Genomic DNA, 19,876 nt, shown 5'->3' on the forward strand with positions numbered 1-19,876 from the left:
AAAACGATGAGCCTTGGACTCGTAGGTCGCAAGGTTGGCATGACCCGTATCTTTACGCCTGAAGGGGATTCGATTCCCGTCACCGTATTGGACGTGTCGGACAACCGAGTGACGCAGATCAAGTCTGTAGAAACGGATGGTTACATCGCCGTTCAAGTTGCATTCGGCACTCGCCGCGCATCGCGCGTGACGAAGCCGCTGGCAGGTCACCTTGCCAAAGCCGGCGTACAAGCTGGTGAAGTTCTCAAAGAATTCCAGATCGATTCCGCTAAGGCTGCCGAGTTGTCGAACGGTACCGTTATCGGTACGGACATCTTCGAAGTAGGCCAGAAAGTCGACGTGCAAGGCGTGTCGATCGGTAAGGGCTACGCCGGTACCATCAAGCGTCACAACTTCGCTTCGGGTCGCGCATCGCACGGTAACTCGCGTTCGCACAACGTCCCTGGTTCGATCGGTATGGCGCAAGATCCGGGTCGTGTTTTCCCGGGTAAGCGCATGACGGGTCACATGGGCGACGAAACGGTTACGGTGCAAAACCTCGTGATCGCTCGTATCGACACTGACCGTCATCTGTTGCTGGTCCGTGGCGCTGTTCCTGGCGCTAAGGGCGGCAAGGTCTTCGTGACGCCGGCTGTCAAGGCACGCGCTGTGAAAGGAGCGAAATAATGGAACTTAAGCTCCTGAGCGCCAATGGTCAGGAAGGCACGGGTGTGAACGCATCGGACGTCGTGTTCGGTCGCGATTACAACGAAGCCCTGATCCATCAGGTCGTCACGGCCTATCAAGCCAACGCACGTAGCGGTAATCGCGCGCAGAAGGATCGTGAGCAAGTCAAGCACACGACCAAGAAGCCGTGGCGTCAAAAGGGCACGGGCCGCGCTCGTGCCGGTATGTCGTCGAGCCCGTTGTGGCGCGGCGGTGGCCGTATCTTCCCGAATTCGCCGGAAGAAAACTTTTCGCACAAGGTCAACAAGAAGATGCATCGCGCAGGTCTCTGCTCGATCTATTCGCAGCTGGCCCGTGAAGGTCGCATCGTGGTTGTCGATGAGATGACCCTTGAAGCGCCGAAAACCAAGCTGTTGGCCGAAAAATTCAAGGCAATGGGTCTCGAGTCCGTCCTGGTCATTACTGACACGGTCGACGAAAACCTGTACCTCGCGTCGCGCAATCTGGCCCACGTGGCCGTTGTCGAGCCGCGTTACGCCGACCCGCTCTCGTTGATCTACTTCAAGAAGATCGTGATTACGAAGGCTGCGGTCGCCCAGATCGAGGAGTTGCTGTCATGAGCGAGATTCGCAAGAACGATCATCGTTTGATGCAGGTCCTGCTCGCGCCGGTGATCTCCGAAAAGGCGACGCTGGTGGCCGACAAGAACGAACAAGTTGTGTTCGAAGTCGCGCCCGATGCCACGAAGCAGGAAGTCAAGGCTGCTGTCGAGCTGCTGTTCAAGGTAGAAGTCAATTCCGTCAACGTGCTGGTCACGAAGGGTAAAGCCAAGCGCTTTGGCCGCTTCATGGGCAAGCGCAAGGACGTGAAGAAGGCGTATGTCTGCCTGAAGCCCGGCCAGGAAATCAACTTTGAAGCGGAGGCCAAGTAATCATGGCAATCGTAAAAGTTAAGCCGACTTCGCCGGGTCGCCGCGCGATGGTCAAGGTGGTCAACAAGGATCTGTACAAGGGCAAGCCGCACGCAGCGCTGCTCGACTCACAGTCCGTGACTGCCGGCCGGAATAACTCCGGTCGTATCACCGTCCGTCACAAGGGTGGTGGTCATAAGCAACAGTATCGTATCGTCGATTTCCGTCGCATCAAGGACGGCATTCCGGCAAAGATCGAACGTCTTGAGTACGATCCGAACCGTAGCGCGAACATCGCGCTGGTTCTGTACGCAGACGGCGAGCGCACGTACATCATTGCTCCGAAGGGTGCGACGGTGGGTCAATCGTTGATGTCTGGTTCGGAAGCGCCGATCCGCTCGGGTAACACCTTGCCGATCCGCAACATTCCGGTCGGTACGACGATTCACTGCGTCGAGATGTTGCCGGGCAAGGGCGCGCAAATGGCGCGTTCGGCTGGTACATCCGCGATGCTGCTGGCTCGTGAAGGCACGTACGCTCAGGTTCGCCTGCGTTCGGGTGAAATTCGCCGTGTGCACGTTGAGTGCCGCGCGACGATTGGTGAAGTTGGCAACGAAGAGCATAGCCTCCGTCAAATCGGTAAGGCTGGTGCTAACCGCTGGCGCGGTATCCGCCCGACGGTGCGTGGCGTTGCAATGAACCCGGTCGATCACCCGCACGGTGGTGGTGAAGGTAAGACGGCAGCAGGTCGCGATCCGGTCAGCCCGTGGGGAACCCCGGCTAAGGGTTATCGTACACGCAGCAACAAGCGCACGACGACGATGATCGTTCAGCGCCGTCACAAGCGCTAAGGAGTAAGCAATGGCACGTTCTGTTAAAAAAGGTCCGTTCTGCGACGCTCATTTGCTGAAGAAAGTTGAGGCTGCCGCAGCTGCGCGTGACAAGAAGCCGATCAAGACCTGGTCGCGTCGTTCGACGATCCTGCCGGACTTCATCGGTCTGACGATCGCCGTACATAACGGCCGTCAACACGTCCCGGTTTATGTTTCGGAAAACATGGTCGGCCACAAACTTGGCGAGTTCGCATTGACCCGTACGTTCAAGGGTCATGCAGCCGACAAGAAGGCCAAGAAATAAGGGGCTATCAAGATGGAAGTAAAAGCTATTCATCGCGGTGCCCGCATCTCGGCGCAGAAAACGCGCCTTGTGGCTGACCAGATCCGTGGTTTGCCGGTCGACAAGGCGTTGAACGTTCTTACGTTCTCGCCGAAGAAGGCGGCGGGTATTGTCAAGAAGGTCGTGCTGTCAGCGATCGCGAATGCGGAACACAACGAAGGCGCCGACATCGACGAGCTCAAAGTAACGAGCATCATGGTCGACAAGGCAGCTTCCCTGAAGCGATTCACCGCGCGCGCAAAAGGCCGTGGTAACCGTATCGAGAAGCAATCCTGTCACATCACTGTGACAGTCGGGAATTAAGGAGCCATACGATGGGACAAAAAATTCATCCGACAGGCTTCCGTCTGGCTGTCAGCCGAAATTGGGCGTCGCGTTGGTACGCGAACAACACCAATTTCGCATCGATGCTGCAGGAAGACATCGGCGTTCGTGAATACCTGAAGAAGAAGCTGAAAAACGCTTCGGTAGGTCGGGTTGTCATCGAGCGTCCGGCGAAGAATGCACGCATCACGATTTACAGCTCGCGTCCGGGTGTAGTGATCGGCAAGAAGGGCGAGGATATCGAACTGTTGAAGACGGAACTGCAACGCCGCATGGGCGTTCCGGTCCACGTCAACATCGAAGAAATCCGTAAGCCGGAAACCGATGCGCAACTGATCGCCGACTCGATCACGCAGCAACTCGAGCGCCGGATCATGTTCCGCCGCGCGATGAAGCGTGCGATGCAAAACGCCATGCGTCTGGGTGCCCAAGGCATCAAGATCATGAGCGCGGGCCGGTTGAACGGTATTGAAATCGCTCGTACGGAGTGGTATCGCGAAGGTCGCGTTCCGCTTCACACGCTGCGTGCTGATATCGACTACGCAACGTCGGAAGCGAAGACGACCTACGGCATCATCGGCGTCAAAGTGTGGGTCTACAAGGGCGACACGCTGGGCCGCAATGATGCACCGGTAGTCGAAGAAGTAGCCGAAGACAAGCGTCCGCGCCGCAACGCACGTCCGGGTGGCGATCGCCGTCCGCGTCGTGATGGTGAAGGTGGTGGTCCGGCAAACGCAGGTGCGCGCCGTGGTGCAGGCGCTCCCCGTCGTGCTGGCGGTGCCGGCGGCGACGGGAAGACTGGAGAATAACGATGCTGCAACCGAAACGCAGAAAGTATCGCAAAGAGCAAAAGGGTCGTAACACTGGCAAGGCGACGCGCGGCAACGCAGTGTCGTTCGGTGAATATGGTCTGAAAGCTATCGGTCGCGGCCGTTTGACCGCGCGCCAAATCGAAGCGGCGCGTCGTGCAATGACGCGTCACATTAAACGTGGCGGCCGTATCTGGATCCGCATTTTCCCGGACAAGCCGATCTCGCAAAAGCCGGCTGAAGTACGGATGGGTAACGGTAAAGGTAACCCTGAGTACTACGTCGCAGAGATTCAACCGGGCAAGATGTTGTATGAAATGGACGGTGTTACTGAAGAGTTGGCACGTGAAGCGTTCCGTCTGGCTGCAGCTAAGCTGCCGCTGAAGACGTACTTCGTTTCACGCCAGCTCGGCGCCTAAGGAGCAATGATGAAGGCTTCCGAACTTCACCAGAAAGACCAGGCTGGGCTCAATCAAGAGCTGACGGACCTGCTGAAGGCGCAATTCGGCCTGCGCATGCAACTCGCGACCCAGCAATTGACCAACAACAGTCAATTGAAGAAGGTTCGTCGCGACATCGCTCGTGTGCGGACCGTCCTGACTGAGAAGGCGAACCAGAAATGAACGATAGCGTAAAAACCTCGCTCAAGCGGACGCTGGTCGGCAAGGTCGTCAGCAACAAGATGGAAAAGACGGTCACCGTGCTGGTTGAGCATCGCGTAAAGCATCCGATCTACGGCAAGTACGTCGTACGGTCGAAGAAGTACCACGCTCACGACGACGCGAACACGTACAACGAAGGCGATCTCGTCGAGATCCAGGAAACCCGTCCGATTTCGAAGACGAAAGCCTGGGTTGTGTCGAAGTTGCTTGAGACGGCTCGCGTAATCTAAGCGTTAAAAAGCGGTAAAAGAAGTATCGCAGTAACTTTCGCTTGCCAGACCGAAATTATGAGTTATAATTTCGGTCTTCCCTCTTTGTGGGAGCCCCATCGCGGGCGAAGTTGGTGGGGGAAGCCAGTGCAGGCGCCAAGCTTGTGCTGACAGATTCACCGGATTGCGATGGCGGGTTTCGTCTGCCCTCGCTGCCTGTTCTAACCCAAGCAGCCACCAGGCTGACGGGACCAAGACTGACCGGTTAAGCCATGGTGGCGTAACTGGATTAAGTTGGGAAAGATAAACCATGATTCAGACCGAAACTCGGCTTGAAGTTGCCGACAACACAGGTGCACGTGAAGTGATGTGCATCAAGGTGCTCGGCGGCTCGAAGCGTCGTTACGCTAGCATTGGCGACATCATCAAGGTGACCGTCAAGGAAGCAACGCCGCGCGGACGCGTGAAGAAGGGCGAAATCTACAACGCTGTGGTCGTTCGTACGGCCAAGGGCGTGCGCCGCCAGGACGGCTCGCTGATCAAGTTCGACGGTAATGCCGCCGTACTTTTGAATGCCAAGCTCGAGCCTATCGGTACGCGTATTTTCGGACCGGTTACGCGTGAATTGCGTAGTGAACGATTTATGAAGATCGTTTCGCTCGCGCCGGAAGTGCTGTAAGGAGTCGCGATGAATAAGATTCGCAAAGGTGACGAAGTTATCGTTACCGCTGGCAAAGATAAAGGCAAGCGCGGTGTCGTGCTGTCCGTTGGCGAAGAGCGTGTGACGGTCGAGGGTATCAACCTCGTCAAGAAGCATGTCAAGCCGAACCCGATGAAGGGTACGACGGGCGGCGTGGAAGCCAAGACGATGCCGCTGCATATTTCGAACGTCGCATTGGTCGACGCGAATGGCAAGGCGTCACGTGTGGGCATCAAGGTCGAGAACGACAAGAAGGTACGCTTCTTGAAGTCGACCGGTGCCACGCTTAGCGTCTGACGCGGAGTAAAAAATGGCACGTCTGCATGAGTTTTATAAAGAAAAAGTTGTACCCGGCCTCGTTGAGAAGTTCGGCTACAAGTCCGTAATGGAAGTGCCGCGCATTACCAAGATCACCCTGAATATGGGTCTTGGTGAAGCCGTCGCCGACAAGAAGATCATCGAAAACGCCGTTGGCGACCTGACGAAGATTGCTGGCCAAAAGCCGGTTATCACGAAGGCACGCAAGGCTATCGCTGGCTTCAAGATTCGTCAGGGCTACCCGATCGGCGCGATGGTTACGCTGCGCGGCCAGGCCATGTACGAATTTCTCGATCGTTTCGTGACGGTTGCGCTCCCCCGGGTTCGTGACTTCCGCGGTGTATCGGGTCGTGCGTTCGACGGTCGCGGCAACTACAACATCGGTGTGAAAGAGCAGATCATTTTCCCCGAGATCGATTACGACAAGATCGACGCGCTTCGTGGGCTGAATATCAGCATCACGACGACCGCGAAGACTGACGATGAAGCAAAGGCACTGCTCGCCAGCTTCAAGTTCCCGTTCAGAAACTGAGGTTACCGTGGCTAAACTGGCACTGATCGAACGTGAAAAGAAGCGTGCTCGCCTGGCTGCAAAGTACGCTCCCAAGCGTACGGCGCTGAAGGCGGTCATTGATGACGCGAGCAAGTCGGACGAAGAGCGTTATGCCGCTCGTCTCGAACTGCAACAACTGCCCCGCAACTCGAACCCCACTCGCAAGCGTAACCGCTGCGCGATCACGGGTCGTCCGCGTGGCACGTTCCGCAAATTCGGATTGGCACGCAGCAAGATTCGCGAAATCGCTTTCCGCGGCGAAATCCCTGGCCTGACCAAGGCGAGCTGGTAATAGGAGATATCTAAATGAGTATGAGTGATCCTATCGCCGATATGCTGACTCGCATCCGCAATGCGCAGATGGTTGAGAAAGTATCGGTGACAATGCCCTCGTCGAAAGTCAAGGTTGCGATTGCGCAGGTTTTGAAGGACGAAGGTTATATCGACGATTTCGCAGTGAAGTCTGAAGGTGCGAAGTCGGAATTGAATATCGCGTTGAAGTACTACGCTGGCCGTCCGGTTATTGAGCGCATTGAACGCGTTTCGAAGCCTGGTCTGCGTGTGTATCGCGGTCGTAACGACATTCCGGTTGTCATGAACGGTCTTGGCGTTGCAATCGTGTCGACGCCCCAGGGTGTGATGACCGACCGCAAGGCGCGCCAGACCGGCGTCGGCGGCGAAGTCCTCTGCTACGTCGCTTAAGCCGAAAAGGAGAAGAAACATGTCTCGAGTAGGTAAAAGCCCGATTACGCTGCCGCAAGGAGCGGAAGTGGCCTTTAGCGGCGAAGTAATCACCGTCAAGGGCCCGCTGGGTACGATTACGCAAGCGGCCAACCCGCTTGTTACGGTAGCAAACGACAACGGCACGCTCAACTTCGCACCGGCTGATGAAAGCCGTGAAGCGAATGCGATGTCGGGCACGATGCGCGCCCTCGTGGCGAACATGGTGAATGGCGTTACGAAGGGTTTCGAGCGCAAGCTGACGCTGGTTGGCGTTGGTTATCGCGCGCAGGCGCAGGGCGACAAGCTGAATCTGTCGCTGGGTTTCTCGCACCCCGTGGTGCACTCGATGCCGGAAGGCGTCAAAGTTGAAACCCCGACGCAAACCGAAATCGTGATCAAGGGGATCGACAAGCAGAAAGTTGGCCAGGTCGCTGCGGAAGTTCGCGGTTACCGTCCGCCGGAGCCCTACAAGGGCAAGGGCGTGCGCTACTTCGGCGAAGTCGTACTCCTCAAAGAAACGAAGAAGAAGTAAGGGTGCGCAATCATGGATAAGACTCAATCTCGCCTGCGCCGCGCTAAACAGACGCGCGTCAAGATCGCTGAGCTGCAGGTCGCACGTCTGGCTGTGCATCGCACGAACACGCATATCTATGCGCAAGTGTTCTCGCCGTGCGGCACCAAGGTGCTGGCTAGCGCGTCGACGCTCGAAGCTGAAGTGCGTGCCGAACTGGCCGACAAGTCGGGTAAGGGCGGCAACGTCAATGCTGCGATCGCTGTCGGTAAGCGTATTGCTGAAAAAGCCAAGGCAGCCGGCGTCGAATCCGTCGCCTTCGACCGTTCAGGTTTCCGTTACCACGGCCGCGTGAAAGCGCTGGCTGATGCGGCACGCGAAGCCGGACTCAAGTTCTAAGGGAAGAATTCGTCATGGCAAAGATGCAAGCGAATGTGAAGGCTGAAGAACGCGACGACGGCCTCCGTGAAAAGATGATCGCGGTCAATCGCGTGACCAAGGTGGTGAAGGGCGGCCGGATTCTCGGTTTTGCCGCACTGACCGTGGTTGGCGATGGCGATGGCCGCATCGGCATGGGCAAGGGCAAAGCGAAGGAAGTTCCGGTTGCTGTTCAAAAGGCAATGGAACAAGCACGCCGCAACATGTTCAAGGTACCGTTGAAGAACGGTACGCTGCAACACGAAGTGCATGGTAAGCATGGCGCATCCGCAGTTCTTCTGGCTCCGGCCAAAGATGGTACGGGTGTTATCGCCGGCGGCCCGATGCGCGCAGTGTTCGACGTGATGGGCGTTCAAAACGTTGTGGCGAAGAGCCACGGTTCGACGAATCCGTACAACCTCGTTCGTGCAACGCTCGACGGTCTGCGCAAGCAGTCCACGCCGGGTGATATCGCGGCGAAGCGCGGCAAGTCCGTCGAAGATATTTTGGGCTAAGCCAGGTGGTCACCATGTCTGATAAAACTGTCAAGGTTCAGCTCGTGAAGAGCCTGATTGGGACCCGTGAAACGCACCGTGCAACGGTGCGTGGTCTGGGCCTGCGCCGACTCAACTCGGTTAGCGAACTGCAGGACACGCCGGCAGTGCGCGGGATGATCAACAAGGTCTCGTACCTTGTCAAAGTCCTCAGCTAAGCGGCTGACCAGGGATCAAGGAGTTGAATATGGATTTGAATAACCTTAAGCCGGCAGAAGGCGCGAAGCACGCAAAGCGTCGCGTTGGCCGCGGTATCGGTTCCGGCCTGGGCAAGACTGCAGGTCGCGGTCACAAAGGTCAGAAATCGCGTTCGGGCGGCTTTCATAAAGTCGGCTTCGAAGGCGGTCAGATGCCTTTGCAACGTCGTCTGCCGAAGCGCGGTTTCAGCTCGCTGACGCATGAGTTCGTGGGCGAAGTGCGTTTGTCGGATCTCGAGAAGCTGCCGGTCGACGAAGTCGATTTGCTGGCTTTGAAGCAAGCCGGTCTGGTCGGTGTGCTCATTACGAGCGCACGGATCATCAAGACGGGCGAACTGACGCGCAAGATCACGGTCAAGGGCCTCATCGCTACGAAGGGTGCCCGTGCTGCGATTGAAGCCGCCGGCGGCTCGTTCGCTGAGTAACGAGCGCATGTTGTCGTTGTTAGCGAAAGCATCGGAGAAGGTTCTTGGCTAATAGCCCGAGTCTCGCAAAATCCGGTCGAAGCGCTGCGAAGTTCGGCGATCTGCGTCGGCGTGCAATGTTCTTGCTGCTGGCGCTGATCGTCTACCGTATCGGTGCGCATATTCCGGTGCCGGGTATCGACCCGGATCAGCTGGCGAAGCTTTTCCAGAGCCAGTCAGGCGGCATCTTAGGCATGTTCAACATGTTCTCGGGTGGCGCACTGTCCAGGTTCACGATCTTCGCGCTTGGGATCATGCCGTACATCTCGGCGTCGATCATCATGCAGCTGCTGTCGATCGTTTCGCCGCAAATGGAAGCGCTGAAGAAAGAAGGGCAGGCGGGGCAGCGGAAGATTACGCAGTACACGCGTTACTTCACGGTTGTTCTGGCTACGTTTCAAGCATTCGGCATTGCGGTGGCGCTGGAAAATCAGGCTGGGCTCGTTATTGATCCAGGCATGGTGTTCCGGTTGACGACAGTCGTGACGCTGGTGACCGGCACGATGTTCCTGATGTGGCTGGGTGAGCAGATCACGGAACGCGGACTGGGTAACGGCATCTCGATCATCATTTTCGGCGGTATCGCGGCGGGTTTCCCGAACGCGATCGGTGGTCTCTTCGAACTGGTTCGCACCGGCTCCATGAGTATCATTTCGGCGATTATTGTCGTCGTGCTGATTGCGGCGGTCACGTTCGTGGTGGTGTTCATCGAACGCGGTCAGCGCAAGATCCTCGTGAATTACGCCAAGCGTCAGGTCGGAAACAAGATTTATGGCGGTCAGTCGTCGCATCTGCCGCTGAAGTTGAATATGTCGGGCGTGATTCCGCCGATCTTCGCGTCGTCGATCATCCTGTTCCCGGCAACTATCCTGAACTGGTTTAGTTCGGGTACGCGGACCGGCTGGTTTGCGAACACGCTGCATAGCGTTGCTGAGGCTCTGAAGCCTGGTCAACCGGTGTATGTGTTGCTGTACGCAATGGCGATCGTTTTCTTCTGCTTCTTCTACACCGCGTTGGTGTTCAACAGCAGAGAGACGGCCGACAACCTGAAGAAAAGCGGTGCCTTCGTTCCCGGGATTCGTCCTGGTGACCAGACGGCTCGGTATATTGATCGGATCCTCACGCGTTTGACGCTGGCCGGTGCGATCTACATCGTGTTCGTTTGCTTGCTGCCGGAATTTCTGGTGCTGCGTTGGAACGTACCGTTTTATTTCGGTGGAACGTCGCTGCTGATCATTGTCGTGGTCACGATGGATTTCATGGCGCAGGTGCAGTCCTACGTTATGTCGCAACAGTATGAATCGCTGCTCAAGAAGGCCAACTTCAAAGGCAGTAACGTCCCTATGCGCTAATAAGGACTATGGCCAAAGACGATGTAATCCAGATGCAGGGTGAGGTGGTTGAAAACCTTCCCAATGCTACTTTCCGGGTTAGGTTGGAAAATGGCCATGTGGTTCTTGGGCACATATCCGGGAAGATGCGGATGCATTACATCCGCATTCTTCCAGGCGACAAGGTAACGGTTGAATTGACGCCTTACGATCTGTCTCGTGCACGGATCGTGTTCCGGGCGAAGTGATTTGAAAAAAGGGTAATATCATGAAAGTGATGGCATCGGTTAAGCGCATTTGCCGCAATTGCAAGATCATCAAGCGCAAGGGCGTTGTGCGCGTGATTTGCAGCTCTGATCCGCGCCACAAACAGCGTCAAGGCTGAACGCCGCGCTTTTGCTTGCGCTTTTTGTTTGAGGAAAAACAATGGCTCGTATCGCAGGGGTTAACATCCCGAATCACCAGCATACTGAAATCGGCCTCACGGCAATTTTCGGTATCGGTCGCACGCGCGCTCGCAACATTTGCGTAGCGTCTGGTGTGGAATTTTCGAAGAAGGTCAAAGACCTCGACGACGCAGACCTCGAAAAGCTGCGAGAAGAAGTAGGTAAGTTCATCGTCGAAGGCGACCTGCGTCGCGAAGTGACGATGAACATCAAGCGCCTGATGGACCTGGGCTGCTATCGTGGCGTGCGCCATCGCAAGGGCTTGCCCATGCGTGGTCAACGCACACGTACGAATGCCCGTACCCGTAAGGGTCCGCGTCGTGCAGCGCAATCGCTGAAGAAGTAAGCGGAATTGATAGTTACAGGAAAACGTAATGGCTAAGGCTTCGAACAACTCCGCGGCGCAACGCGTTCGCAAGAAGGTAAAGAAGAACGTCGCCGAGGGCGTAGTTCACGTTCACGCGTCGTTCAACAACACCATCATCACGATCACCGATCGCCAAGGCAATGCACTCGCCTGGGCAACGTCGGGTGGCCAGGGCTTCAAGGGTTCGCGTAAATCGACTCCCTTTGCTGCTCAAGTTGCAGCTGAATCGGCTGGTCGCGTGGCGATGGAATACGGCGTGAAGAACCTCGAAGTGCGGATCAAGGGCCCCGGTCCTGGCCGTGAATCGGCGGTGCGTGCGCTGCATGGTCTTGGCATCAAGATCACCGCAATCTCCGACGTGACACCGGTTCCGCATAACGGTTGCCGTCCGCCGAAGCGTCGTCGGATCTAAGACGTCGCGTAGCGCCTTGACCTGTTGACGCTCGCGCGTCGACAGGTTGCTTGCGTTATGGAATCAGCGTTAAGAATACTGACTAAGCCCACCGTTCGATCCGTCGAGTTCGAACTAGCGCGAACGACCTTCGCGTGATCAATTATTAAGGATGCAAAGTGGCACGTTATACCGGTCCTAAAGCAAAGCTGTCCCGCCGTGAAGGTACTGATCTTTTCCTGAAGAGCGCACGCCGCTCCCTCGCCGACAAGTGCAAGCTCGATAGCAAGCCGGGTCAGCATGGCCGCACGTCTGGCGCTCGTACGTCCGACTACGGTACGCAGTTGCGTGAAAAGCAAAAAGTGAAGCGTATTTACGGCGTGCTCGAACGTCAGTTCCGCCGTTACTTCGCTGAAGCCGATCGCCGCAAGGGCCCGACGGGCGAAAACCTGCTGCAATTGCTTGAGTCGCGTCTCGACAACGTCGTGTATCGCATGGGCTTCGGCTCGACGCGTGCTGAAGCGCGTCAACTGGTCGGTCACAAGTCGATCACGGTGAACGGCGTGGTGAACAACATCCCGTCGATGCAAGTTAAGGCTGGTGACGTGGTTGCTGTTCGCGAACAGTCGAAGAAGCAAGTGCGGATTCTGGAAGCTCTGAATCTGGCCGAGCAAGGCGGAATGCCGAGCTGGGTTGCGGTCGATGCCAAGAAGTTCGAAGGCACGTTCAAGTCGATGCCGGAACGCAGCGATATCGCTGGCGACATCAACGAAAGCCTGATCGTCGAATTGTATTCGCGGTAAATCGGATTAACGGCCGGGGAGCCCTGATTGCCGAAGGCAAGGGGCTACCTCGGCTGTCTATTTTCGGGTTGTCACCGGTCAGCCTTATCGGCGTAACGAGCCGAGGGTATTGAAAAGGAAAACCTATGCAAACCAGTTTGTTGAAGCCCAAGATTATTGCAGTTGAATCGCTTGGCGACAGTCACGCGAAAGTGGTCATGGAGCCGTTCGAACGCGGTTATGGTCACACCTTGGGTAACGCGCTTCGGCGTGTGCTGTTGTCGTCGATGATTGGTTATGCGCCGACCGAAGTGACGATTGCTGGCGTCGTGCATGAATATTCTACGCTCGACGGCGTGCAAGAAGATGTGGTCAACCTGCTGTTGAATTTGAAGGGCGTCGTTTTCAAGCTGCATAACCGCGATGAAGTCACGGTTACGCTGCGCAAGGAAGGCGAAGGCGTTGTCACGGCCGGCGATATCGAACTCGCGCACGATTGCGAAGTTATCAATCCGGATCACGTGATTGCGCATCTGTCGAAGGGCGGCAAGCTCGACGTTCAGATCAAGATCGAAAAAGGCCGCGGTTATGTGCCGGGCAATGTGCGCCGTTATGGCGAAGATTCGGCGAAGATCATTGGCCGTATCGTGCTTGACGCGTCGTTCTCGCCGGTGCTCCGCGTGAGCTACGCCGTTGAAAGCGCTCGCGTTGAGCAGCGTACCGACCTCGACAAGCTCGTGATGAACATTGAAACCAACGGCGTGATTTCGCCCGAGGAAGCAATTCGTCAATCGGCTCGTATCCTGGTCGACCAGTTGTCGGTATTTGCCGCACTGGAAGGCACGGAAGCAGCGGCAGAAGCACCGTCGCGCGCGCCGCAGATCGATCCGATCCTGTTGCGTCCGGTGGACGATCTCGAACTGACGGTTCGTTCCGCGAACTGCCTGAAGGCCGAGAACATCTATTACATCGGCGATTTGATTCAGCGCACGGAAAACGAATTGCTCAAGACGCCTAATCTCGGTCGGAAGTCGCTGAACGAGATCAAGGAAGTCCTGGCTTCGCGTGGTCTGACGTTAGGTATGAAACTCGAAAACTGGCCGCCGGCCGGTCTCGACAAGTAAGGTTCAAGCAGTACGCTTGACTGGCAAAGATGCGGATTTTCCTTTAAAATCCGCATCTTGCTTTTTCTACGACCGGCCCGTGCGCTCAAAAGAGACGCAATAGAAGAGCTGGATCTAAACTTGTTTAATTAGGAAATTCAAAATGCGCCATAAACATGGTTTGCGGAAACTGAACCGCACGAGCAGCCACCGTCTGGCTATGCTCCGTAATATGTCGAACTCGCTGATCGCGCACGAAGTCATCAAGACGACGCTGCCGAAAGCTAAAGAACTCCGTAAAGTTGTCGAGCCGCTAATCACGCTCGGCAAGAAGCCGTCGCTGGCAAATCGTCGCCTGGCGTTCAACCGCCTGCGCGATCGTGACTCCGTCGCGAAGCTGTTTGAAGTGCTCGGCCCGCGCTTTGAAAAGCGTCCGGGTGGATATCTGAGCATCCTGAAGTTCGGCTTCCGTAATGGTGACAACGCGCCGATGGCGCTAGTCATGCTGATGGATCGTCCGGAACTCGCCGACGGCGACGACGTGCAAGAAGCTGAATAAGCTAGCACGCTGTTGATCGAAAAAGGCCAAGCTTTTGCTTGGCCTTTTTGTATTGCGCACGGGGTTTGAATTGCTGGTAGTCAACGCTTGCGCCGCGGGTCATAGGCCGATTGGCTGAATGCAGGTTGTCGACGGGCAGTGCTAGGATTGCGTGAATGTCCATCGTATCGGAGCTTTCCGTGAACACGCCCGTTGTCCTCGTTCTTACGACATTGCCCGACAGCGAGGCGGCGTCAGCGCTCGCGCAACAAGTGATAGACACACGGCTTGCCGCCTGTGTGACGGAGTTCGGCATGGTCAAGTCGCGGTATCGGTGGAACGGTAAGGTTGAGGCCGCCGAGGAGCTTCAGCTTCTGTTCAAGACGAGCCTCGCACGCAGCGACGAACTGACGCGTTTTATCGAAGCGAATCATCCTTATGAAACACCTGAAATTGTCTCGTGGCAGGCGGATGCATCGGCTGCTTATGGGCAATGGATCACCGCGGAAACTCAACGTCCTCTTAATGTTTAAGCCCTTTGCCTTCTCCGCGCGCCGGCCGCTCGACGCAGTGCTCATGCTGGTGTCGTGCTTCGTGCTGTTGCTCTGCTCGATCTCGCCGGGCCACGCCGCCGACGACTTTCTCGACCCGGCGGTCGCGTTCAAATTCAGCGCCACGGAGAAACCGGGCGAGATCGACGTGCGATATAAGGTCGCAGATGGGTATTACATGTACCGCGAGCGTTTTGCGTTTGCGGTGAAGAATGGGACGGCGACGCTTGGCGAGCCGCAATTACCCGCAGGCAAGGTTCACTTCGATCAGACGTTCAACAAGGACGTGGAAACGTATCGCGGCGAACTTGTGATCCGGATTCCGGTGAAGCAGGCCTCCGGCCCCTTTGATGTTGCCGTCACGTCGCAGGGTTGTGCCGACCAGGGCATTTGTTATCCGCCGATGGAGCGCGTTTACCACGTAAGCGGAGCCGCGCTGCAAGCCGCCAATGTCAGTGGTCAGGCGCTATCGGCCAGCACCAGTGAAGTGCCTTGGTACGAACGCGCGACCAACGCTGACTACGCGCAATCCTTGCTCGAAAGCGGAGGCTTTTTCGCGATCATCGGCTTGTACTTCGTGGCGGGTGTCGTGTTGAGCTTGCTGCCTTGCTCTTACCCGATGATTCCCATTCTTTCGGCGATCATCATTGGGGAAGGCGCTCGCGTGACGCGATCGCGAGGGTTCGGGTTATCGGCGGCGTATGTGCTTGGCATGGCGCTCGTCTACACGGCGCTAGGCGTGCTCGCCGCGATGATCGGGCAGAGTCTTGGCGCGTGGCTCCAGAACCCCTGGGTGCTCGGCGCGTTCGGCGTGCTGCTGGCGGTATTCGCGTTCACGCTGATTGCCGGTGTCGATATTGCATTGCCCGCGCGCTGGCAAAACAGCGTCAACCAGGCGTCGCAGAAGCGATCGGGAGGGAAGGTTGTCGCTGTTGTCGTAATGGGCGCGTTGTCGGCGCTTGTGGTCGGCGCGTGCATGACCGCGCCGCTCTTCGCCGTGCTCGCATTCATCGCGCATACGGGCAGTGCGCTGCTCGGCGGTGCTGCGTTGTTCTCCATGGGCGTTGGGCTCGGCGTGCCGCTGCTGATCATCGGGCTTGGCGCAGGCACGCTGCTGCCGCGCGCAGGGAACTGGATGGACGGCGTGAAGGTGTTCTTTGGCGTCGTGTTGCTGGCGGCGGCATTGTGGATCGTGTGGCCGGTGCTGAGTGCGGTCGCGCAGATGGCTTTGGCAGCGTTGTGGCTGCTTATAGCGGCGGCCGCGCTGGGGCTATTTACGTCGGGTGCTGCAGCGGTGTCGATATGGCGCAAGCTAGGTCGTGGATTCGGCGCCGCGCTCGCTATCTGGGGCGCTACGTTGCTCGTTGGACTCGCGGCGGGATCTACGGATCCGCTTCGGCCACTTGCTGTATTTACGGCGCGGACAGGTTCCGGCACCGAGGCCAACGCACAGCAATCAGCGCCAGGAGAGACTTTCGCGCCGGTCAGGTCGTCGGCGGAACTGGATCTGGCGCTCAAGGCCGCTGGCCGCCCGGCCATGCTCGATTTCTACGCTGACTGGTGCGTATCGTGCAAGGAGATGGAACATCTCACGTTCAGCGACCCGCGAGTACGCGCGCGCCTGGCGCAACTTAACCTGCTGCGCGCAGACGTCACGGCGAATAATCTCGACGATCAGGCATTGCTCAAGCGCTTCAAACTGTTCGGGCCGCCGGGCATCATCTTCTTCGACGCGCAAGGCAACGAAGTGGTGCGGGTCGTTGGATACGAGTCGGCGGATACGTTCTTGAAGAGCCTGGACAAGCTCTCCGTTCCTACGACGTGATTTTCGACGCGAGTAAATTGACGTGCGTTCGGAATCCGGACGTGCGTTGTGTTTCTCCAGGATCAGCAATTCGAACCATCGCGCGGTCCTGACAACGAACGCCACGACGCCAAGCAATCGGGCGACGACGTTCTCAAGTCACGAGCCACCGCGCCGCCGCGTCAACACCCCACAACTCGCCGATCCCGTTACTTCGAAGACGCTCGCAAAAGCCGTGCGGCATCCAGCGCGAAATACGTGAGCACGCCATCGGCCCCCGCGCGCTTGAATGCGAGCAGCGACTCCATGACCGCCTTGTCGTGATCGAGCCAGCCGTTTTGTGCGGCGGCCTTGATCATCGCGTACTCGCCGCTTACCTGGTACACGTAAGTCGGAAAGCGAAACTCCTCCTTCACGCGATACACGATATCCAGATACGGCATACCCGGCTTGACCATCACCATGTCCGCGCCTTCCTCGATATCCATCCGCACTTCGCGCAGGGCTTCATCGGAATTCGACGGGTCCATTTGATACGTCATTTTGTTGCTCTTGCCGAGGTTCGCAGCCGAGCCGACCGCATCGCGGAACGGGCCGTAGAACGCCGACGCGTACTTCGCAGCGTACGCCATGATCTTCGTGTGGATGTGTCCGTCGCTCTCGAGCATTTCGCGAATTGCGCCAATCCGTCCGTCCATCATGTCCGATGGCGCAACGATATCCACGCCCGCTTCGGCCTGCGCACGCGCCTGTTCGACGAGAATTTCGCTGGTTTCGTCGTTGATGACGTAGCCATGTTCGTCGAGAACACCGTCTTGTCCGTGGCTGGTGTACGGGTCGAGCGCGACGTCGGTGAGTACGCCCAGTTCCGGAAAGTGCTTTTTCAACTCGCGCACAGCACGCGGAATCAGACCTTCGGGGTTTGTCGCTTCGCGGCCATCGGGCGTTTTCAGCGAGGGTTCAATCGCCGGGAACAGCGAGATGACCGGCACGCCCAGTTCGACGCACTGCTCGGCCACTTTCATCAGCAAATCAACTGATGTGCGCTCGACGCCAGGCATGGGCGTAACGGCCTGACGCACGTTCGATCCCTCGACAATGAAAACGGGATAGATCAGATCGTTTGTGGTCAGCAGGTTTTCGCGCATCAGGCGGCGCGAAAAGTCGTCACGGCGCATGCGGCGCGGACGATGATGCGGATAGAAGCTCATGACTTGACTTGAGGGATGATGGATAACGCGATCAGGGGAACGGCCGCCGGCTCAACTGCCGCAACCGCCACAGGCATGGGGCAGTACCGCCTCCAGAACCATTTCGAGACAATGGTATATCATACCGATCGAGGTAGGCGCCTGGCGCCGAGCTCCCCGCTTCTCCTCCCTGAGCGGGTGCCTGTGATGATCGTAAAGGATTCGATCAGGCTGTTTGACCCGCCGTCATGCGGCGGGTTTTTTTATGCCGGCCGACTACGAATCATCTCCACATTCGCCTCAACGCCTCTCCCCAGGCGGCACTTGACCTTATTTCACTGCGCTTCGTCTTCCGGCGCGATTTCCTCGGTTGCTTTCGGAATCAGCCAGCTTTCGATTTTCTCGTGGGCTTCATCGAGCCCAACGCGCTTGAGCGCCGAGAAAAGCTGCAGCGTCAATTCGCCGCGATATCCGGCCGCCGTGTACTCCTCGAATGCTTTCTTGGTTGCGCGCAAAGTATTGATGCTTTCCTGCCGCGTCAATTTGTCGCATTTGGTCAGTAAAGCGTGAATTGGCTTTCCCGTGGGCGCAAACCACTCGAGCATGATCTTGTCGAGTTCGGTCAGCGGACGACGCGAATCCATCATCAGGATCATGCCAACCAGCTGCGCGCGGCTCTGCAAATACGTGGACAGCAACTGCTGCCAATGCAGCTTGGCGTTACCTGAAACTTCCGCGTACCCATATCCCGGCAAGTCGACCACATGTGCCCTGGGCTGGTCCGCCGGGCCGATTGCAAAGTAGTTGATGTGCTGTGTGCGCCCGGGCGTCTTGCTGGCGAACGCCAGCCGCTTCTGGTTGCACAGCAGGTTGATGGCCGTCGACTTGCCCGCATTTGAGCGGCCCGCGAAAGCGATCTCCGGCTGGGGCGTCGGCGGCAGGTCCTTCAGGTGGTTGACCGTTGTAAAGAAACGGGCTTGATGGAGCAGGAATGACGACATGGGAAGACCGAAAGTGAAATTCTGTGGAAACTCGAGCTGTAAGGAGCCACTGAATACTGGGCTTGCCCCGACTGGCGTCTTTGCGTTTAGCGAGTTATTGTACAATACGACGGTTGTACGAAGACCAGCCAGGGCACGCAAGACCCAAGCGGGATAAGGAGTGAGACAGGTTTGAAGACAGATTTCAGGGCGCGCGCCGGGTGACTTTTTATCCCGTATCGAGTCCTCTGTCGGGTGTCTTGCAGTGCATCGGTAACCGTCGTTTTTTGCAGAACCTCACATTCTCACAAGACGAAAAACAGGGTACTCGAATGAACCGACTGTACAAGACTCTGATGGTCCTGGAATTAGCAGCAGCATTAGGAGCGGGGTTGGTAGGCTGGACAGTCACAGCGCAAGCGGCAGACGCGGGCACACCCGCCAAGCCTGACGTGACAAGGGGCCAGGCAATTGCCACCCAGGTTTGCGCAGCGTGTCACGGAGCAGACGGCAACAGCGCCGGCGGCGCATTTCCGAAGCTCGCAGGCCAGCATGCCGAGTACATCGTCAAGCAGTTGAAGGATTACAAGACGCAGCCGGGCGCGAAAGAGCCGGCGCGCAAGAACCCCATCATGGCGGGCATTGCGGGCGCATTGAACGATCAGGACATGGTCAACGTGGCGGCTTATTTTGAGACGCAGAAGGCCAAACCGGGTTACGCGCGTGACAAGAACACCGTGCCAGTTGGGCAGAAGATTTACCGTGGGGGCATTGCTGACCGAGGCGTCCCGGCGTGTGCCGCGTGTCATGGTGCAACCGGCATGGGCGTGCCGGTGCAGTATCCGCGGTTGTCGGGACAATGGTCCGACTACACGGCCGCGCAACTCACAGCGTTTGCGCAGGGTACGCGCAACAACAGTGAGCCAATGCACACCATCGCATTGCGCTTGAATGAGGCGGAAGTGAAGGCGGTGGCAGACTACATTGCAGGCCTTCATTGACTGTCATTAACCGTCACTGACGGTCCGTAATGGTCCGAATGATCCGCCTGCAGCAAGCGCGGGTCTGCATTAAGATGCGCGCAGCGTCGCCCGGACGTCACATGCGCGAGTCATAGTCGAGAAGTCATAGTCGAATGTGTTACGAAGCCGGTCCGACGAGGCCGGCGCGCAAAATAAGAAAAAGGGTGGGACGCCGGTC

33 protein-coding genes are annotated in these 19,876 nt (G+C 57.3%); 31 read left to right on the forward strand and 2 right to left on the reverse strand.

Going from position 1 to position 19,876, the window contains the following annotated elements:
• Window positions 1–6 precede the first annotated feature (6 nt).
• From rplC to dsbD, 30 genes are all read left to right on the forward strand, one after another.
• On the forward strand, window positions 7–666 hold the full coding sequence (gene rplC / locus HB376_RS28780; protein ID WP_062091252.1) for a 50S ribosomal protein L3: 660 nt from the start codon (window positions 7–9) through the stop codon (window positions 664–666).
• Complete coding sequence (gene rplD, locus HB376_RS28785; protein ID WP_031361582.1) at window positions 666–1,286, forward strand: 50S ribosomal protein L4; 621 nt, start codon at window positions 666–668, stop codon at window positions 1,284–1,286. The genes rplC and rplD overlap by 1 nt, the downstream gene beginning before the upstream one ends.
• Window positions 1,283–1,597 (forward strand): 50S ribosomal protein L23, encoded by a 315-nt coding sequence (rplW, locus tag HB376_RS28790; RefSeq protein ID WP_031361581.1) that lies wholly within the window; start codon window positions 1,283–1,285, stop codon window positions 1,595–1,597. The genes rplD and rplW overlap by 4 nt, the downstream gene beginning before the upstream one ends.
• Window positions 1,598–1,599: 2 nt before the next feature.
• Window positions 1,600–2,427, forward strand: coding sequence for a 50S ribosomal protein L2 (rplB, locus tag HB376_RS28795; protein ID WP_213767104.1), 828 nt, complete (start codon window positions 1,600–1,602; stop codon window positions 2,425–2,427).
• 10 nt (window positions 2,428–2,437) lie between these two features.
• The gene (gene rpsS / locus HB376_RS28800) at window positions 2,438–2,713 is read left to right on the forward strand and encodes a 30S ribosomal protein S19 (RefSeq protein ID WP_031361579.1); all 276 of its coding nucleotides are present in this window, start codon (window positions 2,438–2,440) and stop codon (window positions 2,711–2,713) included.
• Between the two features lie 12 nt (window positions 2,714–2,725).
• The gene (rplV, locus tag HB376_RS28805) at window positions 2,726–3,055 is read left to right on the forward strand and encodes a 50S ribosomal protein L22 (protein ID WP_031361578.1); all 330 of its coding nucleotides are present in this window, start codon (window positions 2,726–2,728) and stop codon (window positions 3,053–3,055) included.
• A gap of 11 nt (window positions 3,056–3,066) precedes the next feature.
• Entirely contained in the window at window positions 3,067–3,885 is an 819-nt protein-coding gene (gene rpsC / locus HB376_RS28810) for a 30S ribosomal protein S3 (RefSeq protein ID WP_031361577.1), read from the forward strand.
• 2 nt (window positions 3,886–3,887) lie between these two features.
• Window positions 3,888–4,304 carry a 50S ribosomal protein L16 gene (rplP, locus tag HB376_RS28815; RefSeq protein ID WP_031361576.1) on the forward strand — a complete coding sequence of 139 codons (417 nt, stop codon included), beginning with the start codon at window positions 3,888–3,890 and terminating at the stop codon, window positions 4,302–4,304.
• Window positions 4,305–4,313: 9 nt separating this feature from the next.
• Complete coding sequence (gene rpmC / locus HB376_RS28820; protein ID WP_031361575.1) at window positions 4,314–4,508, forward strand: 50S ribosomal protein L29; 195 nt, start codon at window positions 4,314–4,316, stop codon at window positions 4,506–4,508.
• On the forward strand, window positions 4,505–4,777 hold the full coding sequence (gene rpsQ, locus HB376_RS28825) for a 30S ribosomal protein S17 (protein ID WP_213767105.1): 273 nt from the start codon (window positions 4,505–4,507) through the stop codon (window positions 4,775–4,777). The genes rpmC and rpsQ overlap by 4 nt, the downstream gene beginning before the upstream one ends.
• Window positions 4,778–5,066: 289 nt before the next feature.
• The gene (rplN, locus tag HB376_RS28830) at window positions 5,067–5,435 is read left to right on the forward strand and encodes a 50S ribosomal protein L14 (RefSeq protein ID WP_006052212.1); all 369 of its coding nucleotides are present in this window, start codon (window positions 5,067–5,069) and stop codon (window positions 5,433–5,435) included.
• 9 nt (window positions 5,436–5,444) lie between these two features.
• Window positions 5,445–5,753 (forward strand): 50S ribosomal protein L24, encoded by a 309-nt coding sequence (gene rplX / locus HB376_RS28835; protein ID WP_213767106.1) that lies wholly within the window; start codon window positions 5,445–5,447, stop codon window positions 5,751–5,753.
• 13 nt (window positions 5,754–5,766) lie between these two features.
• Window positions 5,767–6,306, forward strand: coding sequence for a 50S ribosomal protein L5 (gene rplE, locus HB376_RS28840; protein ID WP_031361571.1), 540 nt, complete (start codon window positions 5,767–5,769; stop codon window positions 6,304–6,306).
• 7 nt (window positions 6,307–6,313) lie between these two features.
• Window positions 6,314–6,619: a 30S ribosomal protein S14 gene (rpsN, locus tag HB376_RS28845; RefSeq protein WP_031361570.1), complete on the forward strand. Its 306-nt coding sequence runs from the start codon at window positions 6,314–6,316 to the stop codon at window positions 6,617–6,619.
• A 14-nt stretch (window positions 6,620–6,633) separates the two neighbouring features.
• Window positions 6,634–7,029: a 30S ribosomal protein S8 gene (gene rpsH / locus HB376_RS28850; RefSeq protein WP_031361569.1), complete on the forward strand. Its 396-nt coding sequence runs from the start codon at window positions 6,634–6,636 to the stop codon at window positions 7,027–7,029.
• 19 nt (window positions 7,030–7,048) lie between these two features.
• Window positions 7,049–7,582: a 50S ribosomal protein L6 gene (gene rplF, locus HB376_RS28855; RefSeq protein ID WP_213767107.1), complete on the forward strand. Its 534-nt coding sequence runs from the start codon at window positions 7,049–7,051 to the stop codon at window positions 7,580–7,582.
• 12 nt (window positions 7,583–7,594) lie between these two features.
• Window positions 7,595–7,960: a 50S ribosomal protein L18 gene (gene rplR, locus HB376_RS28860; RefSeq protein ID WP_089162634.1), complete on the forward strand. Its 366-nt coding sequence runs from the start codon at window positions 7,595–7,597 to the stop codon at window positions 7,958–7,960.
• A 14-nt stretch (window positions 7,961–7,974) separates the two neighbouring features.
• The gene (gene rpsE / locus HB376_RS28865) at window positions 7,975–8,493 is read left to right on the forward strand and encodes a 30S ribosomal protein S5 (RefSeq protein WP_031361566.1); all 519 of its coding nucleotides are present in this window, start codon (window positions 7,975–7,977) and stop codon (window positions 8,491–8,493) included.
• Window positions 8,494–8,507: 14 nt separating this feature from the next.
• On the forward strand, window positions 8,508–8,690 hold the full coding sequence (rpmD, locus tag HB376_RS28870) for a 50S ribosomal protein L30 (RefSeq protein ID WP_047845343.1): 183 nt from the start codon (window positions 8,508–8,510) through the stop codon (window positions 8,688–8,690).
• 29 nt (window positions 8,691–8,719) lie between these two features.
• Window positions 8,720–9,154 (forward strand): 50S ribosomal protein L15, encoded by a 435-nt coding sequence (gene rplO, locus HB376_RS28875; protein WP_213767108.1) that lies wholly within the window; start codon window positions 8,720–8,722, stop codon window positions 9,152–9,154.
• Window positions 9,155–9,198: 44 nt separating this feature from the next.
• Entirely contained in the window at window positions 9,199–10,545 is a 1,347-nt protein-coding gene (secY, locus tag HB376_RS28880; protein ID WP_213767109.1) for a preprotein translocase subunit SecY, read from the forward strand.
• A gap of 8 nt (window positions 10,546–10,553) precedes the next feature.
• The gene (infA, locus tag HB376_RS28885) at window positions 10,554–10,772 is read left to right on the forward strand and encodes a translation initiation factor IF-1 (protein ID WP_047845346.1); all 219 of its coding nucleotides are present in this window, start codon (window positions 10,554–10,556) and stop codon (window positions 10,770–10,772) included.
• Between the two features lie 20 nt (window positions 10,773–10,792).
• The gene (gene rpmJ, locus HB376_RS28890; protein WP_004199844.1) at window positions 10,793–10,909 is read left to right on the forward strand and encodes a 50S ribosomal protein L36; all 117 of its coding nucleotides are present in this window, start codon (window positions 10,793–10,795) and stop codon (window positions 10,907–10,909) included.
• Window positions 10,910–10,950: 41 nt separating this feature from the next.
• Window positions 10,951–11,316 (forward strand): 30S ribosomal protein S13, encoded by a 366-nt coding sequence (gene rpsM, locus HB376_RS28895; protein ID WP_213767110.1) that lies wholly within the window; start codon window positions 10,951–10,953, stop codon window positions 11,314–11,316.
• Window positions 11,317–11,344: 28 nt separating this feature from the next.
• Complete coding sequence (gene rpsK / locus HB376_RS28900) at window positions 11,345–11,749, forward strand: 30S ribosomal protein S11 (RefSeq protein WP_006052224.1); 405 nt, start codon at window positions 11,345–11,347, stop codon at window positions 11,747–11,749.
• A gap of 158 nt (window positions 11,750–11,907) precedes the next feature.
• Window positions 11,908–12,531, forward strand: coding sequence for a 30S ribosomal protein S4 (gene rpsD, locus HB376_RS28905; protein WP_031361561.1), 624 nt, complete (start codon window positions 11,908–11,910; stop codon window positions 12,529–12,531).
• A 125-nt stretch (window positions 12,532–12,656) separates the two neighbouring features.
• On the forward strand, window positions 12,657–13,634 hold the full coding sequence (gene rpoA / locus HB376_RS28910; protein ID WP_031361560.1) for a DNA-directed RNA polymerase subunit alpha: 978 nt from the start codon (window positions 12,657–12,659) through the stop codon (window positions 13,632–13,634).
• A 142-nt stretch (window positions 13,635–13,776) separates the two neighbouring features.
• Window positions 13,777–14,172: a 50S ribosomal protein L17 gene (rplQ, locus tag HB376_RS28915; RefSeq protein WP_213767111.1), complete on the forward strand. Its 396-nt coding sequence runs from the start codon at window positions 13,777–13,779 to the stop codon at window positions 14,170–14,172.
• Between the two features lie 155 nt (window positions 14,173–14,327).
• Window positions 14,328–14,684: a divalent-cation tolerance protein CutA gene (gene cutA / locus HB376_RS28920; RefSeq protein WP_213767112.1), complete on the forward strand. Its 357-nt coding sequence runs from the start codon at window positions 14,328–14,330 to the stop codon at window positions 14,682–14,684.
• A 43-nt stretch (window positions 14,685–14,727) separates the two neighbouring features.
• A complete protein-coding gene (dsbD, locus tag HB376_RS28925; protein ID WP_255631627.1) occupies window positions 14,728–16,527 on the forward strand; it encodes a protein-disulfide reductase DsbD in 1,800 nt (599 codons plus the stop codon).
• 188 nt (window positions 16,528–16,715) lie between these two features.
• Here the strand turns inward: dsbD and hemB are convergent, their stop codons facing one another.
• On the reverse strand, window positions 16,716–17,717 hold the full coding sequence (hemB, locus tag HB376_RS28930; RefSeq protein ID WP_213767114.1) for a porphobilinogen synthase: 1,002 nt from the start codon (window positions 17,715–17,717) through the stop codon (window positions 16,716–16,718).
• Window positions 17,718–18,031: 314 nt separating this feature from the next.
• Window positions 18,032–18,697 (reverse strand): ribosome biogenesis GTP-binding protein YihA/YsxC, encoded by a 666-nt coding sequence (gene yihA / locus HB376_RS28935; RefSeq protein ID WP_213767115.1) that lies wholly within the window; start codon window positions 18,695–18,697, stop codon window positions 18,032–18,034.
• Window positions 18,698–19,008: 311 nt separating this feature from the next.
• Between yihA and HB376_RS28940 the strand changes: the two genes are divergently transcribed.
• Window positions 19,009–19,677: a c-type cytochrome gene (locus HB376_RS28940; protein ID WP_213767116.1), complete on the forward strand. Its 669-nt coding sequence runs from the start codon at window positions 19,009–19,011 to the stop codon at window positions 19,675–19,677.
• Window positions 19,678–19,876 lie beyond the last annotated feature (199 nt).

It is taken from the genome of Caballeronia sp. dw_19, assembly GCF_018449515.1.
Classification (GTDB): domain Bacteria; phylum Pseudomonadota; class Gammaproteobacteria; order Burkholderiales; family Burkholderiaceae; genus Caballeronia.

Coding starts and splice junctions, on each gene's coding strand:
- rpoA (WP_031361560.1), top strand. CDS start 12,657: ATGCAAACCAGTTTGTTGAAGCCCAAGATTATTGCAGTTGAATCGCTT.
- rpsH (WP_031361569.1), top strand. CDS start 6,634: ATGAGTATGAGTGATCCTATCGCCGATATGCTGACTCGCATCCGCAAT.
- rpsC (WP_031361577.1), top strand. CDS start 3,067: ATGGGACAAAAAATTCATCCGACAGGCTTCCGTCTGGCTGTCAGCCGA.
- rplN (WP_006052212.1), top strand. CDS start 5,067: ATGATTCAGACCGAAACTCGGCTTGAAGTTGCCGACAACACAGGTGCA.
- rpsK (WP_006052224.1), top strand. CDS start 11,345: ATGGCTAAGGCTTCGAACAACTCCGCGGCGCAACGCGTTCGCAAGAAG.
- rplC (WP_062091252.1), top strand. CDS start 7: ATGAGCCTTGGACTCGTAGGTCGCAAGGTTGGCATGACCCGTATCTTT.
- rplW (WP_031361581.1), top strand. CDS start 1,283: ATGAGCGAGATTCGCAAGAACGATCATCGTTTGATGCAGGTCCTGCTC.
- rpmD (WP_047845343.1), top strand. CDS start 8,508: ATGTCTGATAAAACTGTCAAGGTTCAGCTCGTGAAGAGCCTGATTGGG.
- rplQ (WP_213767111.1), top strand. CDS start 13,777: ATGCGCCATAAACATGGTTTGCGGAAACTGAACCGCACGAGCAGCCAC.
- HB376_RS28940 (WP_213767116.1), top strand. CDS start 19,009: ATGAACCGACTGTACAAGACTCTGATGGTCCTGGAATTAGCAGCAGCA.
- rplV (WP_031361578.1), top strand. CDS start 2,726: ATGGAAGTAAAAGCTATTCATCGCGGTGCCCGCATCTCGGCGCAGAAA.
- cutA (WP_213767112.1), top strand. CDS start 14,328: ATGTCCATCGTATCGGAGCTTTCCGTGAACACGCCCGTTGTCCTCGTT.
- rplB (WP_213767104.1), top strand. CDS start 1,600: ATGGCAATCGTAAAAGTTAAGCCGACTTCGCCGGGTCGCCGCGCGATG.
- rplX (WP_213767106.1), top strand. CDS start 5,445: ATGAATAAGATTCGCAAAGGTGACGAAGTTATCGTTACCGCTGGCAAA.
- rplO (WP_213767108.1), top strand. CDS start 8,720: ATGGATTTGAATAACCTTAAGCCGGCAGAAGGCGCGAAGCACGCAAAG.
- infA (WP_047845346.1), top strand. CDS start 10,554: ATGGCCAAAGACGATGTAATCCAGATGCAGGGTGAGGTGGTTGAAAAC.
- rpmC (WP_031361575.1), top strand. CDS start 4,314: ATGAAGGCTTCCGAACTTCACCAGAAAGACCAGGCTGGGCTCAATCAA.
- rpsS (WP_031361579.1), top strand. CDS start 2,438: ATGGCACGTTCTGTTAAAAAAGGTCCGTTCTGCGACGCTCATTTGCTG.
- rplD (WP_031361582.1), top strand. CDS start 666: ATGGAACTTAAGCTCCTGAGCGCCAATGGTCAGGAAGGCACGGGTGTG.
- hemB (WP_213767114.1), bottom strand. CDS start 17,717: ATGAGCTTCTATCCGCATCATCGTCCGCGCCGCATGCGCCGTGACGAC.
- dsbD (WP_255631627.1), top strand. CDS start 14,728: ATGCTGGTGTCGTGCTTCGTGCTGTTGCTCTGCTCGATCTCGCCGGGC.
- rpsE (WP_031361566.1), top strand. CDS start 7,975: ATGGCAAAGATGCAAGCGAATGTGAAGGCTGAAGAACGCGACGACGGC.
- rplE (WP_031361571.1), top strand. CDS start 5,767: ATGGCACGTCTGCATGAGTTTTATAAAGAAAAAGTTGTACCCGGCCTC.
- yihA (WP_213767115.1), bottom strand. CDS start 18,697: ATGTCGTCATTCCTGCTCCATCAAGCCCGTTTCTTTACAACGGTCAAC.
- rplR (WP_089162634.1), top strand. CDS start 7,595: ATGGATAAGACTCAATCTCGCCTGCGCCGCGCTAAACAGACGCGCGTC.
- rpsM (WP_213767110.1), top strand. CDS start 10,951: ATGGCTCGTATCGCAGGGGTTAACATCCCGAATCACCAGCATACTGAA.
- rplP (WP_031361576.1), top strand. CDS start 3,888: ATGCTGCAACCGAAACGCAGAAAGTATCGCAAAGAGCAAAAGGGTCGT.
- rpsQ (WP_213767105.1), top strand. CDS start 4,505: ATGAACGATAGCGTAAAAACCTCGCTCAAGCGGACGCTGGTCGGCAAG.
- rpmJ (WP_004199844.1), top strand. CDS start 10,793: ATGAAAGTGATGGCATCGGTTAAGCGCATTTGCCGCAATTGCAAGATC.
- rplF (WP_213767107.1), top strand. CDS start 7,049: ATGTCTCGAGTAGGTAAAAGCCCGATTACGCTGCCGCAAGGAGCGGAA.